The sequence below is a fragment of the Phaeobacter sp. HF9A genome (genome assembly GCF_011806385.1).
Lineage (GTDB): Bacteria > Pseudomonadota > Alphaproteobacteria > Rhodobacterales > Rhodobacteraceae > Epibacterium.
The window spans coordinates 12933-27565 of sequence record NZ_JAATOX010000008.1 but is presented as its reverse complement, the minus strand read 5'-3'; the positions used below and the strand labels follow the sequence as shown (position 1 = coordinate 27565).

Sequence of the window (14633 nt, the reverse complement as noted above, 5' to 3'; positions counted from 1 at the left end):
CGGGCTGATGTTGATCGCGGTTGTTCTGCTGACCGTGCTGTCGGTTGCGGCGGGGCGCAGCTGGCTGACCCCTGTCGCCCTGTGGCAGGGGCTGGCGGCCGGACCGGGGGGCGATTTCCTGATCTGGGGGCTGCGCTTGCCACGGGTGGTCTGCGGCGTCGCGGTTGGGGCGGGGCTTGGCCTTTCGGGGGCGGGGTTTCAGTCGCTGCTGCGCAACCCGCTGGCCTCGCCGGACGTGATCGGGATCACCCAGGGCGCCGCTTTTGGCGCGGTGGCAAGCCTGCTGGCGGGGGGGGCGGCGATGGCCGGCGCATGGGGCGGCGGCCTGTTGGTCATGGGGGTGATTTTTCTGCTGTCGTTTTCGCCGTCAGACGGGGTCGAGCCACGACGGCTGGTATTATACGGAATTGGCGCGGGGATCACCGCTTCGGCCGGGCTCAACATTCTGATTATTCGCGCCAATGATGCGGCGGCGGGGCAGGCGATGGCCTGGCTGGCGGGATCGCTGAACGGGCGCGGCTGGCCGGAGGCGGCAACCGCGGCGGCGTTGGTTCTGCCGCTCGGCCTGGGTCTGATGAGCGCCGGGCGGACGTTGGATCGGATCGAGCTTGGCGATGATCTTGCCCGCGCGCTCGGGCTTCGGCTCACGCTGTGGCGGCCACTGCTGGCGCTTGCGGCCGCCTTGCTGGCTGCCGGGATGGTGGCGATTGCCGGGCCGCTGGCCTTTGTCGCTTTTGCGGCGGGGCCGATTGCCCGGGGGCTGGGTCGCGGTGGCCCCAACCTGGCGGGCGCGGCCCTTGCCGGGGCGGGGCTGGTGCTCTTGGCCGATCTGGCGGCGCGCGTGCTGGCGCCCTCGGCCTTGCTGCCGGCGGGGCTTTATACCGCGATACTGGGTGCGCCCTGGCTGATTTGGGTTCTCAACCGCCGCATCAGCCGGGGCCAGCTATAGAGGAGAGGCCATGACCGTATGCATCGAGAACATTCAGGTGTCGCTGGGCGGCAGGCAAATTCTGAACCGGCTTTCGCTTCAGTTGCCGGGCGGTCGGGTCAGCGGTCTGATCGGCCCCAATGGCTGCGGCAAGACGACCTTGCTGCGCAGTATCGCGGGATTGTTGCCGATAGGGGACGGGCGTATTTTGTGGCAGGGCTGCCCCATTGGCGACATGAGGCCGGGAGAACGGGCCCGACACATCGCGATCCTGCCGCAATCGGCCCAAGCCCCCGAGGGCATGCGCGTCGCCGAGCTCGTCGCGCGGGGCCGCACGCCGCACCAGCGGGTGTTTCGGCCCATGTCGCGGGCCGACCGCGACGCGGTGCAACGCGCGATGGCGGATGTCGGGGTTGATCAGCTTGCAGGCATGCCGGTTGCGGCGCTGTCGGGGGGGCAGCGGCAGCGGGTCTGGATCGCCATGGTGCTGGCCCAGAACACGCCGCTGGTGTTGCTGGACGAGCCGACCACCTTCCTGGACCTGCCGCATCAAGTCGATGTGCTGCAACTGGCACGCCGGCTGAGCACGGAACACGGGAAAACCGTGGTGATGGTCCTGCACGACCTGAATTTCGCCGCACGCTACTGTGATCGTATCGTCGCGCTGAAGGAGGGCCGGTTGATTGCGGAGGGAACCCCCCGGGAGGTGCTGACCGAACAGACCATCGCAGCGATGTTCGCGATGACCTGCCGGATCCAATCTGATCCCCGCCACAATGTTCCGTTGGTTCTGCCGGCCTGACCGCGCGGGCTGAAGCGGCTTGGCCGTCAAGGGTGATGGCGGCGCAGATCCATGCTGCGCCGCCCAAGCCGCCTAGAAGGATGTGCCGACCGTCAGCATCGCGGTGCGGCCCTGGCCACGGACACAGCCATAGCTGTCATAGCAGACGCCGAAATAGTCGCGATCAAACAGGTTGGCGACGCGGAAGTTGATGTCCAGATTCTGCCACTGATAGCGCAACGCCAGATCCGCCACCGCATAGGACGGCGTCTTGCGCAGGTTGTCCTGGGTGGAGAAGGCCGCCGCGTTATACCGCAGCCCGGCGCCTGCGGTCAGACCGGGCAACAGATCGGCGGCATCATAATCCAGCCACAGTGACAGCTGATGCGGCGGTGCCATTGCGTTTTCATTGCCCAGTTTCGACGCATCCGACGAGCGGGTGATCTCGCTCTCCAGATAGCTATAGCCCAATACCCCTTGCAGCCGGTCCGTCAGACGGCCCCGGGCTTCCAGCTCCAGCCCGCGCGACCGGATTTCGCCGACCTGAGTGAAGCTGCTCCAGGTTGGGTCGTTCAGGTCATAATCCTTCACGTTGGTCTTGCGCAGGTCAAACAGCGCCGCGCTCAGCATGTAGTTGCCGTTGTCGGGCAGGTAGCGCAGGCCCAATTCCCACTGTTTGCTCTTGGAGGGGTCAAGCGGCGCGCCGGAAATGGTCTTGCCGACATTCTGGATAAAGCCCTCGGTGTAGCTGACATAGGGCACCATTCCGTTTGCCATCTCGTAGGTCAGGCCGATCATACCGGTGGTGGCGGAATCCTTTTGTGTTTCGGAGGAGCCGGCAAGCCAATCTTCGACTTTGGTCTCCAGCCAGCTGTGGCGCAGACCGGCCGTGATCGACAGGCCAGTGTCGAACTTGAAATGGTCTTGCAGGTAGAGACCTTTTTCACTGTAGGTGGTCCGCCCGCGCGCGCCCAAAGCCGGTTGGCTGACGGCGAAGTCAAAATTCGGATCCGTATAGGGCACCAGATAGGTGCTGTAGTCGAGATACTGGGTGACATCGGAACGGCTGTATTGATAGTCGAAGCCGGCGATCAGGCTGTTTTCCCCCCTGCCGGTGCCGCTTTTCCATTCCAGATTGTTGTCAAACCCGAGCGTCCAGGCGTCTTCGTCGTTGTTGAAGGCGTAATAGGACAGGCCACTGGCACTGGCATCGGAGTAGTCGAGCTGCGCATAATCGGTCTTTTGCCGGGCATAGCGGAGTTTTTGGTTGAAGGTGAAACCCGCCCCGAAACGATGCGCGAATTCCCAGCCAAAGGAGGCCTGTTCGGTCTTGAAGCTGTTATAGGGCGATTGCCTCAGCGCAAAATCCTGCGGCAGGCTTCCTGCTGGAACATTTGCATCCTCGCCGGGCACGGGCGCAAAAATCAGCGGTGTGCGGGCGTCTTTCTGATAATGCATCAGCACCGTGAGGCTGGTGTCGTCACTCGGTGCCCAGGTCAGCCCGCCGGAAATGAGGGCGCGGTCGTTGGCCGAGCCTTGCACCTCGGTTGCCCCGTCGCGCAGCAGAAGCGTCAGGCGCCCGGCCAATGTGCCCTGCGCATTCAGCACCGCGGACCAGTCGGCACCTGCTTCGACCGTGCCATGGCTGCCATATCCGGCATAAGCCTTGGCCAGCGGTTCAAAGCTCGGCCGCTTAGTCACCAGGTTGATCATCCCGCCGGCATCGTTGGCGCCATAAAGCACCCCGGCAGGCCCGCGCAGCACGTCGACACGCTCCAGCATGTAGGGATCGCTGGAAAACGCCGTGAACCCCAACACCTTTTGCGGCAGCCCATCGCGATAGAGCGAAGTGGACCCCATATCAAAGCCACGGATCGAGAATTGATCGAAACGGTCGTCGGTGCCCCAGGACGACGGGTTGATACCGGCGGTGTATTTGATCGCATCCTCGACCTGCGCCGGCTGGCGGCGCTCCAGCTCGGAGGAGGTCACCACGGAAATCGACTGCGGCACCTCGCTCAGCGGCACACCCGATTTGACGCCGGTTTCTGTTGCGGGTGCCAGATAGCCCTCGATCGCTCCGGCATATTGCAATTTGTCGCGCACGATGATCGGCGCGAGCTCGATTACCTGATCTTGCGCCTGTGCGGGCAGGGCGGCCAAAGAGCAGGCGGCGAACAGGGTGCCGCGCCACAGGGTGTGGGGGCGGCGGGACCGGCAGGGCGCCGGCGAATATGTAAGTGTCATCACTGTATCCCAGACAGCGAGCCGCGCGTCTTGCACGGTCTCGGGCGATTGTTGCAGCCGGCGGATGTGCCAGCGTTCTCACCTGGGGCGTGCCTGGGTGGCGGAAAGATACACAGCGCCAGATGGTTGTCAATCACAGCCACAGGTCGCGTCGTTGGCCGGTGCGTTGCGTATTCGCGCAGCACAATCGGGCGCGTGGCCGGGCATCCGCCCGCCCGCTTTGGTCAGGAGGGGATGTGTTTCAGTTATTAGATAATGAATACCAAAGTCCAATATAAGATAATTTTTCGACTATCACGATGGGAGCTATACCTCTCGCCACGTGCGAACTCTGGCGGATGCAAATCCATGAGCGCGCCGCTGACAACGGGATACAGGGGTGACCGCCGGAAACGGGACCGTCGCCGATTGGGAGGACACATGAAATATCTTGCTCTGGCCTTTGCCACGACCGCGACCACCGCGTTGACGGCCATCGGGGCCCACGCGCAATCTGCGGAAGTGGTGCATTGGTGGACATCTGCCGCGGAATCCGCCGGTGTTGGCGTTATTGCGCACGCCTATGACGGGCTGGGCGGCGAGTGGATCGACCAGGCCGTGGCCGGCAGCGATGCGGCCAAGGCGGCCGCGATCAGCCGTATGGTGGGTGGCAATCCGCCCGAGGCAGCGCAGTTCAGCCTTGGTGCGGATATCGACAACCTCGTTGACAGCGCGGTGCTGGCGCCGCTTGATCAGGTCGCCACGGCGGACCATTGGGCCGATATCATGCCCGCGGCGGTGATGGATGCGGTGACCCGCGACGGCCATGTCTATGGCGTGCCAATTCAGCTTCAAGGCACCAATTTTCTCTTTGCCTCGCGGGATGCGCTTGAAAAGGTCGGCGCCGAAATGCCGCAGACCTGGGACGCCTTCTTTGCCACTGGCGACAAGCTGCGCGACGCGGGGATCATTCCCTTTGCCCAGGCAGGTGATCGCGATGTCTGGTTCATGAACACCTTCCAGGCGGTTCTGGCATCGGTCGTCGGCACCGAGGGTTGGAACGAATTCACCGGCCCCAATGGTCCCGAATTCGTGCGCACCGAAGCCTTCCGCCCGGTTGCCGAGATCATGGCGAAACTGCCGAGCTATGCCGATGTCGGTGTCTCTGGTCGCCAGTGGAACATCACCAATCAGATGATCCTGAACGGCGAGGCGGGTTTCTTCATCATGGGCGGCTGGGCGATCGGCGAGATCGGTGCCGCCGGTTTTACCCCGGGCGAAGAGGTGCTGTGCGGTGTTGGCCCGAACCAGGGGCCGTTGGTGGTTGCCGGGGATATCTGGGCGATGCCGGCCAAGGGGGACGGGCTGACCGAAGCCCAGGTCAAGCTCGCCGAGGTTACCACCTCCGTCGAGGTGCAGGCCGCGTTTACCGCCGCGATGGGGTCACTGCCGGTCCGCTCCGGTGTGGATACCTCCGGTTTCAATGCCTGTGCCGCGGCGGGCGCGGCCTCGATCGCCGAAGGCAATTCGGTGATGGCGCTCTTTATCAACTTCTCGCCCGAGAAGCTGGGCGCGCTGGGGTCCGAGCTGAAGGTGCTTTGGGTGAACTCCGATGCGACGGCGGACGACTATGTCGAGACCATCGCGGGCGTTCTGGAAAACTACTGATCCTTGAGCAAACGAAAGACTGTGCGCCGCAGGCCTCTGCCTGCGGTGCGCATCACCCACGCGCTGTTGGAGGGATTGGCGATGGCAAAATTTTCGGGAACGCGCGCGCATGTCTATCTGGCGATGATGCCGGTCTGGATCATCGTGCTCGTTGCTCTTGTGGGATCGACGATTTGGACATTCGTCATTTCCTTGACCAGTTCCAAGCTGCTACCGGTCTATAAGTTCAACTTTTTTCACCAGTATGAACTGCTGTTGAAGCTGCCTGCCTGGCAGGTGGCCGTCTCGAACCTGATCGTATTCGGCCTGCTGTTCATCGCGATTTGCCTGGTGTTTGGCTTTATCATGGCGATCATGATGGACCAGAGGATCCGGGGCGAGGCGCTGTTTCGCACGATCTTTCTCTATCCATATGCGATGTCTTTCGTGGTTACCGGTCTGGTGTGGCAATGGGTATTGAACCCCGGCTTCGGCATTCAGGCGGCGGTCAGGGGGCTTGGCTTTGAGACCTTCACCTTTGACTGGATCGTGCAGCCCAAACGGGCAATCTACGTCCTTGTGCTCGCGGCGGTGTGGCAGGGCAGCGGCCTGGTGATGGCGATCCTGCTGGCGGGGTTGCGGGGTGTTGACGAGGATCTGTGGAAAGCGACCCGGATCGACGGCATCGCAAAATGGCGGGTCTATCCCTCGATCGTGCTGCCGATCATCGCGCCGATGGCGGCAACCGCCACGGTCTTGCTCGCGGTGTCGGTGGTGAAAGCCTATGACCTTGTGGTGGCCCTGACCGGCGGCGGACCGGGGAATGCGACAGAGGTGCCGGCGAAATTCGTGATGGAGAACCTGTTTGCACGGCAAAACATTGCCCTGGCGAATGCGGGTGCGATCATGATGCTGGTTGCGGTGGTCGCGATCCTGGTGCCGATGTATTATGCGCGCCGCTACTCCGCGCAGAAGGCGGGGGCGTGATCATGAGCAGCAAATCGGAAAAAATCATGGCTCGGATTGGCGTTTACGCCTTTCTGGTGATCGCGGCGGCCTTCTTCTTGATGCCCTTTTACGTGATGATCGTGACCTCGCTTAAGACGATGGATGAAATCCGGGTGACCTCGATCTTTGCGGTGCCGAGCGCACCCACGCTGGAGGCCTGGATTACCGCCTGGCAATCCGCCTGCACGGGGCTGAAGTGCAATGGCCTGTCGGTCGGCTTTCTCAACTCGGTGCTGATCATGGTGCCCGCCACGGTGTTGTCGATCCTGCTGGGCGCGGTGACGGGCTATGCGCTGTCCTTCTGGCGGCCCAGGGGCGCGGGGATCATCTTTGGCGTGCTGATCGTGGCGGCGTTTATTCCCTATCAGGTGTTCATCTACCCGTTGGTCCGGATGCTGTCGCAGGTTGGGCTTTATAACAGCCTGGCCGGGATTGTGGCGATCCATGTGATCTTTGGCATGCCGATCATGGTGCTGTTGTTTCGCAATTATTATGCCGGTCTGCCACGGGATCTGTTCAGCGCCGCGCGCGTCGATGGCGGCGGGTTCTGGGTTATCTTTGTGCGGCTGATCCTGCCCTTGTCGCCGCCGATCCTGATCGTCGCCGTCATCTTGCAGAGCACCCATATCTGGAACGACTTCCTGTTTGGCCTGGTGTTTGCCGGTTCTGACAACCAGCCGATGACGGTTCTGTTGAACAATATCGTCAATTCGACCCAGGGCGAGAAAGCCTACAACGTGAATATGGCCGCAACCATTCTGACCGCTGCGGTTCCCCTGATAATCTATCTGGCTTCCGGGCGCTGGTTCGTGCGCGGTATCGCCGCTGGCGCCGTGAAGGGATAAGACATGGCTGAAGTCTCAATTGAAAACCTCGATATCCAGTTTGGCTCCGTGAGCGTCCTGAAGGATCTCAACCTGCTGATCGAGGACGGCGAGTTCATCGTGCTGCTGGGCTCTTCGGGCTGTGGCAAATCGACCTTGCTGAACGCGGTGGCGGGGCTGATCGACGTGACCGGCGGCAAGATCCGTATCGCGGGAGAGGACAAGACCGACGCGGAACCCAAAGATCGTGGGATCGGCATGGTGTTCCAGTCCTATGCGCTCTATCCCCAGACCACGGTAGAGGGGAACCTGAGCTTTGGCCTGCGGATGGCGAACATGCCCAAGGATGAAATCCAGCGGCGGATCGCGCGGGTGTCCAAGATGCTCCAGATTGAACCCTATCTCAAACGTCGCCCCGCCGCCCTGTCCGGCGGTCAGCGCCAGCGCGTGGCGATCGGGCGGGCGCTGGTGCGCGATGCCGACATCTATCTCTTTGACGAACCGCTGTCGAACCTCGACGCCAAGCTGCGCGCCGAACTGCGGGTGGAGCTGAAGGAGCTGCATCAGACTATCGGCAAGACGATGATCTATGTGACCCATGATCAGGTCGAAGCGATGACCCTGGCCACCCGCATCGCCGTGATGCAGAACGGGGTGATCCAGCAGCTTGCCTCGCCTGAGGACATTTACGAACGTCCCGCGAACCTCTTTGTGGCGGGTTTTGTCGGCTCGCCCGGCATGAATTTCTTCTCCGGTCGGCTGCGCGCGGAGGCGGGTAAGACCGTCTTTGCGATCCAGGGCGGACCCGAGATCGACGTGACCGATTACGCCTTTGCTGCGCCGCTGGGGCAGGGCGGCGAGGCGGTGCTTGGTCTTCGGCCCGAGCATCTGTTCGTGGAGGCCGGTAATCTGCCCCTGCGGCTGCCCTTCACGGTCAGCGTTTCGGAATCCATGGGCGCTGACAGCGTGCTCTGGGGCACCACCGCCGGCCAGAAAGCCTCGGTTCGTTTTGGCAGCGAGCTGAAACTCAATCCGCCGCGCGGCACGGAGATGGAGCTTGGCTTCTCGCCGGCGACTTTGTCGCTGTTTGACGCCAAATCGGGCGTCCGGCTCTGATCGCAGCATAAAGAAGGAAAGATGATGGATACGGCCTGGGTCGAAGACACGCTGCAAAAACTGACGCTGGAGGAAAAGGTCTCTCTCCTCGCCGGTGCCAATTTCTGGGAAACCGTCGCGATCGAACGGCTGGGCGTGCCGGCGGTCAAGGTGACCGATGGCCCCAATGGCGCGCGCGGTGGCGTCACCGAGAACGGCCCGACGGCGGCGGTGTTTCCCGCGGGCATTGCGCTCAGTTCCAGCTGGAACCCCGACCTCGTGCGCGAGATCGGCGCCGCCCTGGCCGAGGAAACCCGCACCAAGGGCGCCAATGTGCTGCTGGCGCCGACGGTCAACATGCATCGCGGCCCGCTCAATGGTCGCAATTTCGAGTGTTACTCCGAAGATCCCGAGCTGACGACCGAGATCGCGCTTGCCTATATCGACGGGCTGCAATCCAACGGCATCGGTGCCACGATCAAGCATTTCATCGGCAACGAGAGCGAATATCAGCGGATGACCATGTCCAGTGATATCGACATCCGGGCGCTGCGGGAGATCTACCTGCCGCCCTTCGAGGCCGCCGTTGCGGCTGGGGTCTGGGCGGTGATGTGTTCCTACAATCGGCTGAACGGCACCTTTACCAGCGCGCATAAATGGCTGCTTTCTGATCTTTTGAAAGACGAATACGGTTTTGATGGCGTCGCTGTTTCGGACTGGACGGCGGTCAAGAGCACCGCAGAGAGCATGAACGCGGGGCTGGATCTGGAAATGCCGGGTCCGGCGCTTTATCGCGGCCAGGCGCTGCTTGATGCGATCGAGCGCGGCGAGGTGGATCTGGATATGGTCACCGATGGCGCGCGCCGCATTCTGGGTCTGGTGGATCGCGCGGGGGTGCGCCTGAAAGAGAACCCGAAAGAGAAAATTTCGGTCGATGCGCCGCATCATCGTGCGCTGATCCGGCGGGCCGTCGCCGAGGGGACGGTATTGCTCAAGAACACCGGTATCCTGCCCATGCAGGCGGGCAAAAAGACCCAGGTCGCCGTCATTGGGCCGAATGCAGATGTCGCCCGGATCATGGGCGGCGGCAGCGCGCGGGTGAATGCCCATTACCGCGTCAGCCCGCTGGAGGGGCTTAGCGCGCGCAAGGAGCTGGACATCCGGTTCGAGACCGGCTGCGCGAACCATCTGCTGTTGCCGGTGGTGCATGGGCCGATGACCTCGACCTTTTACAACAGCCCGGATTTTACCGGACCGGTTGCGCATGAAAAGCAATATAATCAGTCAGATGCCAAGTGGTTCGGCTCTAACGAGCCGGGTGTGGACCTCAAGGTTTTTTCGGTCCGCAATAGGTTCGACTATAGCCCGAGCGAAAGCGGCCGCCACCAGCTGGGACTGGCCAATGCCGGACTGGCCCGCCTGTATGTCGATGACCTTTTGGTGGTGGATGGCTGGGATGGCTGGCAGCCCACGGGCGCGACCTATTATGATTTCGGCGGCGACGAGCGGATTGTCGATCTCGATTTGGAAGCAGGAAAGACCTACCGGTTCCGGGTCGATTATCAATCCACCACCGGGGTGATGGACGGCATCCAGGCGTTCCGCGTCGGCGTGCACCGGCCGCTTGGCGAGGCGGGCCTGATGCGTGCCGAAGAGATCGCGCGCGAGGCCGAGGTGGCGCTGCTCTTTGTCGGGCGCACCCCGGAATGGGACAGCGAAGGGCGCGATCTGCCGGATCTGGCGCTGCCGCGCGAACAGGACGAACTGATCGCGCGCATCGCCGCAGTCAACCCCAACACCGTTGTCATCCTTCAGACCGGCGGGCCGGTGGCCATGCCGTGGAAAGACGACGTCGCGGCGATCCTTCAGGCCTGGTATCCGGGGCAGGAGCTTGGCCATGGTCTGGCAGACGTGCTGCTGGGCGATGCGGAGCCCGGCGGGCGCTTGCCACAGACCTTCCCGACCGCGCTCGACGTCAATCCGACGGCTGGCAACTATCCGGGCGAGAACGGCCATGTCAGCTATGGCGAGGGTATTTTCATCGGCTATCGGCACTATGACGCGCGCGGCGGTACGGGGGTGCTTTACCCGTTTGGGCATGGCTTGTCCTACACGACGTTTGATATCGGCGCGCCCGTGGCGTCGGCGTCCGAGATCGACGCCGGGGGCTCTGTCACCGTCACCGTGCCGGTGCAAAACACCGGTCCGCGTCGGGGCAAGGCGGTTGTGCAGCTCTATGTTGCGCCGCCACAGGGCCGGGGCAGACCTGTCAAGGAATTGCGCGGCTTTCGGCCGCTGATCCTGGAACCTGGCGCGCGCTCCGAGGCGCGGATCACGCTCGACATGCGCGACCTGGCGTATTTCGATGTGCAGAGCAATGCCTGGACCGCACCGGCAGGGGATTATGCCCTTTGGGTGGGCACTTCGGCGTCGGACCTGAGCCACAGCCTGGCGCTGCGCTTGACCGCGGATTGGACCAAGCCCTGCCAGACCGCCGCTCCCGCGGCGTAAATGGACCGGAGTCCGGGCAAGTGTTAGCGCTAGACCCAGTGGCATAAATCATCTAATTATCTTCCCTCCGATGATATAAGGAAGGAAGATAAGTGAACGATCTTGGCCTTCTTCGGATCTTGGTTGCGGTGCATGAGTGCGGCACGACGACGGCGGCTGCCGAGCGGTTGAATGTCTCACAGCCCTCGATCTCGCAGGCGCTGGGGCGGCTGCGGGACATCACCGGCGACCAGTTGTTCATTCGCGGCTCGCGCTCCATGAGCCCGACACCGCTTGCGACCCAGCTTTATCTTGAATGCCGTCACCCGCTCAGCCAGCTGGAGGCCACGTTCCGCGCAGAAGAGCCCTTTGATCCCCAGACCGCGCAGGATCGTTTTGTCATTGCCTTGTCGGATATCGGGGCGCTGACCTTCCTGCCGCCGCTTGTGGGGGCGCTTCAGAAACATGCGCCTGGCATAAAGGTCGAGGCCACGCCGCTGGAGATTGCCCAGGTGGAAACTCTGCTGAAATCCGGGCGGCTCGACTTTGCGATCGGCAAGCTGGAAGCCCAGGACCCGGAATTGTCGCAGATCGACCTTTTGGATCAGCACTATGCCGCTATTGTCCGCCGGGACCATCCGACGATCCAGGGCGAGATCGACGAAGCGACATTCCGGGGGGCAGCGCATGCGGTTGTCTCTGATGCGGCGGGGCATTGGCAGGCCGTGAGCCATGCCGTGCACGCCGGTGAACCCGTCTTTGATGTGCGGCTGACGCTGGCACAGTTCAACGTGCTGCCGGCCGCGATCAAGGAAAGCAACCTGATCGGTGTGGTGCCGCATCGCAGCGCTGTGGCTTTTTCGGAAACCTGGGGGCTACAGGTGATCGAAATCCCGCTGCCGCTGCCGCGCTTTACCGTTCGGTTGCTGACCCACAAGGCCACCGACCGTCGCCGCGCCGCCTATGACTGGATGACGCAGTTGATCAAGCAGGTTCTTGGCCCCGATCAGACCGATCCCGCTTGATGACGCGGGCGCATGCCGGTCTGCCCTCAGGTCTTTGCGATCGCCACTTCGATCAGCGCCAGCCCCTTTTTCGCGGCGACATGATCAAGCGCCTCGGTCAGGGCGGCGTTGAACTCGTCCTCTGTCCGGGCGTGACGGGCAAAGGCACGGGAGGCCTCGGCGACCTTGACGAAATCCGGGCTGGGCGACAGATCGGTTAGCGGCACCGCATTGGCGCGCGCGGCATGGCCGTCGGGATAGATGTCCAGCACCGACTGGCGCACCGCCCCCCATTCGGCGTTGTTCAGCACCAGCACCACCATCGACAGGCCAAGCGCCTCGGCGATCTGATGGCAGGCGACCGGGTTGGCGAACATATAGGAGCCGTCACCCATGGTGGCGACAACGGTTCGATCCGGGCGCGCAAGCGCAAAGCCCATGGCGGCCGGAAACCCCCAGCCAAGGCCACCCGCATGAGGCCCATCGAACCAGCTTTGGTGTTTTTCGAGTTTCATCGCTGACAGCTGGCAGCCAAGTTCTGAAAACACCGTGGCATCGCGGTCCCGCACATGCAGCGAAAGCGTGTGGCTGATCCAGCGCTTGGTGAGGGCCGCCGCGCCAGCGTCGCCGAGGGCGGCATTAAAACGGGCGGTTCTGTCGGCCTCGTTCGCCTGCGCGACGGATTTTGCACGCGCGGCGGCCTTGCCGTTCGCGTCGTTGCATGCCTCCAGCGCGGTCTCCAGGGCCAGAAGGGCCGGGGCAATCTCGGTGGTGACACCCAGATCGCAGCGGAAGTTGCGCACGCCGGAGCGCTCTTGCAGCGGGCGCGGGCCGATCTGGATTACGGTGGCATCTTCGCGGGGCTCCACATCGGCAGGCGACCAGGGGGCAAGCACGTCGAGGCAGAGGATCACATCGGCCTTTTCCAGCCAGGGACGCGGGTTCGGCCCCGTGGCCATCGGATGGCTGGTCGCCAGCGCCAGCTCCACCGCCCAATATTGACAGACCGGAATGCCCCATGTCGCGGTCAGGCGGGCCAGAGCGTCAAATGCCTCCTGCGAGCCGGCGCCGTGCTGGGCAAAGATGACCGGATGCTCTGCCTCGGCGAGCAAGCGAGCGATCTCCTCCATCGTGGCCGGATCGGGACCGATGGTGGCGGGACGCATCTGTGGGCGGCGCAGGGCCCCATCGGCTGGCACGGTTTCGCAGAGCACCTCGCGCGGCAGGCTGATGTAGACCGGCCCTTTGGGGGTTGAACTGGCAATACCATGGGCGCGGTCGGTGACGTCAAAGACCTGTTCGGGAAAGCGCAGTTCGTAATCCCATTTGGTCGCCTCGCGGATCAGGCTGGCCTGGTCGAGCATCTCCTGCCCCCAGCCGATCGGCACCGTGCGCGCGCCCAGCCGGCCCTTTTCCAGCGTCGGCGTGCGGCCCGAGAACAACAGCATCGGGATATTGTCGCAGGCGGCGTTGATCGCACCCATGGCGACATTGGCAAGGCCCACGTTGGTATGCACCATCACAGCCTGAGGCCGCCCCGTGGCCAGCGTATAGCCATGCGCCATGCCGGTCGCGGCGCTCTCAAACGGCACGGTCACCGTGCGCGGCAGAGACATGCCTTCGGCCTCGGCTTCGGACAAACCCTCGATAACAGGGGGGAAATCGGTGCCTGAGTTGGTGAACACATACTCCACGCCCAAGGCGCTGAAACGCGACAGCAATGCTGCCCCTGCGGTCATTCTGGTGTCGTCGCTCATCTCGGCCTCGTGTATTTTTCTCATATAGTGAGATAAGAATCTCATAAATGATTGGAGGGTTGGGGAGATTTGTCAAGCGTCCAAGCGGGCTACTGCGGGATCGCGTTGGAAACCTCCTGTGCGGCCTGCGTGAGGCTGGCGGCAATGCGCGCCTCGTGCTGCGCTGAAAAGCGGCTGGCCATGCCAAAGGCGGAAAGCGTCAGGCGCAGCGCTCCGGTCTCGTCAAAGACCGGCACCGCTACGGCGCCGATATCCGGCTCGCTTTCGCCACGGTTGCAGGCAAACCCATCCTGTTGTGCGCGGTCGATTTCATGGTGCAGCCTGTGCGCTTCTGCCTGCGTGAGCTTGCCGGTGTGGATCAGATCAGTGATCCGCGTGCTGCGCTCTTCCGGGTCGATATGCGCCAGCCAGAGCTTGCCCTGCGCCGAGACATGCAGCTCCAGCATCCGTCCAACCTGGATATTCACCGAGATCGGGCGCGGCGCGATGGCCGTGGCCAGACAAACGACGCCCTCCCGGGTGAGCTGTCCGGCCATGACGGATTCGTTCAGGCGGCTGCTGATCTGTGCAATGACCGGCTGAACAAGCGTGGCCAGCGGATTGGTGCGCTCCGCGATGCGGCCGAGCTTTTCAATGTGGTGGCCAAGGCTGTAGGCACCGCGACGCACCTGCACCAGCGCGCCGACCTCTTCCAGCGTCACCAGAAACCGATGCGCGGAACTTGGGCTCATTTCCAGCGCAAGGGCCACATCGGCCGCCGATACCTGCGGTTTCTGTTCGGAGAAGAGGTCAAGAATTTCGAAGGCCTTGATCAGCGATCCGTTCAGCGGTGTTGCCATGTGCTTTGCTCCGAATGAGGTGGATGGCACGCGG

The 14633-nt window shown here is 63.0% G+C and carries 11 protein-coding genes; 8 read left to right on the top strand and 3 right to left on the bottom strand.

Annotated features, from left to right (window positions below):
• Positions 1–7: 7 nt before the first annotated feature.
• Both HCZ87_RS02630 and HCZ87_RS02625 read left to right on the top strand, forming a co-directional pair.
• Entirely contained in the window at positions 8–949 is a 942-nt protein-coding gene (locus HCZ87_RS02630; RefSeq protein ID WP_167642218.1) for an iron chelate uptake ABC transporter family permease subunit, read from the top strand.
• A gap of 10 nt (positions 950–959) precedes the next feature.
• Positions 960–1730 carry an ABC transporter ATP-binding protein gene (locus tag HCZ87_RS02625; RefSeq protein ID WP_167642217.1) on the top strand — a complete coding sequence of 257 codons (771 nt, stop codon included), beginning with the start codon at positions 960–962 and terminating at the stop codon, positions 1728–1730.
• A gap of 72 nt (positions 1731–1802) precedes the next feature.
• Here HCZ87_RS02625 and HCZ87_RS02620 read toward each other — a convergent pair whose 3' ends face one another.
• The gene (locus tag HCZ87_RS02620) at positions 1803–3956 is read right to left on the bottom strand and encodes a TonB-dependent siderophore receptor (protein ID WP_167642216.1); all 2154 of its coding nucleotides are present in this window, start codon (positions 3954–3956) and stop codon (positions 1803–1805) included.
• Between the two features lie 420 nt (positions 3957–4376).
• On the opposite strand from HCZ87_RS02620, the gene HCZ87_RS02615 reads away from it, so the two are divergent.
• From HCZ87_RS02615 to HCZ87_RS02590, 6 genes are all read left to right on the top strand, one after another.
• Positions 4377–5603 (top strand): ABC transporter substrate-binding protein, encoded by a 1227-nt coding sequence (locus tag HCZ87_RS02615; protein WP_167642215.1) that lies wholly within the window; start codon positions 4377–4379, stop codon positions 5601–5603.
• Positions 5604–5684: 81 nt separating this feature from the next.
• Positions 5685–6569, top strand: coding sequence for a carbohydrate ABC transporter permease (locus HCZ87_RS02610; RefSeq protein WP_167642214.1), 885 nt, complete (start codon positions 5685–5687; stop codon positions 6567–6569).
• A 2-nt stretch (positions 6570–6571) separates the two neighbouring features.
• A complete protein-coding gene (locus HCZ87_RS02605) occupies positions 6572–7435 on the top strand; it encodes a carbohydrate ABC transporter permease (RefSeq protein WP_167642213.1) in 864 nt (287 codons plus the stop codon).
• 3 nt (positions 7436–7438) lie between these two features.
• On the top strand, positions 7439–8530 hold the full coding sequence (locus tag HCZ87_RS02600; RefSeq protein WP_167642212.1) for an ABC transporter ATP-binding protein: 1092 nt from the start codon (positions 7439–7441) through the stop codon (positions 8528–8530).
• A gap of 21 nt (positions 8531–8551) precedes the next feature.
• Complete coding sequence (locus tag HCZ87_RS02595; RefSeq protein WP_217701930.1) at positions 8552–11020, top strand: glycoside hydrolase family 3 protein; 2469 nt, start codon at positions 8552–8554, stop codon at positions 11018–11020.
• 92 nt (positions 11021–11112) lie between these two features.
• Positions 11113–12024, top strand: a complete 912-nt coding sequence (locus HCZ87_RS02590; protein WP_167642211.1) for a LysR family transcriptional regulator — start codon at positions 11113–11115, stop codon at positions 12022–12024.
• A gap of 26 nt (positions 12025–12050) precedes the next feature.
• Here the strand turns inward: HCZ87_RS02590 and HCZ87_RS02585 are convergent, their stop codons facing one another.
• Both HCZ87_RS02585 and HCZ87_RS02580 read right to left on the bottom strand, forming a co-directional pair.
• Positions 12051–13760 carry a thiamine pyrophosphate-requiring protein gene (locus HCZ87_RS02585; RefSeq protein WP_167642210.1) on the bottom strand — a complete coding sequence of 570 codons (1710 nt, stop codon included), beginning with the start codon at positions 13758–13760 and terminating at the stop codon, positions 12051–12053.
• Between the two features lie 89 nt (positions 13761–13849).
• Entirely contained in the window at positions 13850–14599 is a 750-nt protein-coding gene (locus HCZ87_RS02580) for an IclR family transcriptional regulator (protein ID WP_167642209.1), read from the bottom strand.
• Positions 14600–14633: the final 34 nt, after the last annotated feature.

Coding starts and splice junctions, on each gene's coding strand:
- HCZ87_RS02630 (WP_167642218.1), top strand. CDS start 8: ATGTTGATCGCGGTTGTTCTGCTGACCGTGCTGTCGGTTGCGGCGGGG.
- HCZ87_RS02595 (WP_217701930.1), top strand. CDS start 8,552: ATGATGGATACGGCCTGGGTCGAAGACACGCTGCAAAAACTGACGCTG.
- HCZ87_RS02625 (WP_167642217.1), top strand. CDS start 960: ATGACCGTATGCATCGAGAACATTCAGGTGTCGCTGGGCGGCAGGCAA.
- HCZ87_RS02580 (WP_167642209.1), bottom strand. CDS start 14,599: ATGGCAACACCGCTGAACGGATCGCTGATCAAGGCCTTCGAAATTCTT.
- HCZ87_RS02615 (WP_167642215.1), top strand. CDS start 4,377: ATGAAATATCTTGCTCTGGCCTTTGCCACGACCGCGACCACCGCGTTG.
- HCZ87_RS02605 (WP_167642213.1), top strand. CDS start 6,572: ATGAGCAGCAAATCGGAAAAAATCATGGCTCGGATTGGCGTTTACGCC.
- HCZ87_RS02585 (WP_167642210.1), bottom strand. CDS start 13,760: ATGAGCGACGACACCAGAATGACCGCAGGGGCAGCATTGCTGTCGCGT.
- HCZ87_RS02610 (WP_167642214.1), top strand. CDS start 5,685: ATGGCAAAATTTTCGGGAACGCGCGCGCATGTCTATCTGGCGATGATG.
- HCZ87_RS02620 (WP_167642216.1), bottom strand. CDS start 3,956: ATGACACTTACATATTCGCCGGCGCCCTGCCGGTCCCGCCGCCCCCAC.
- HCZ87_RS02600 (WP_167642212.1), top strand. CDS start 7,439: ATGGCTGAAGTCTCAATTGAAAACCTCGATATCCAGTTTGGCTCCGTG.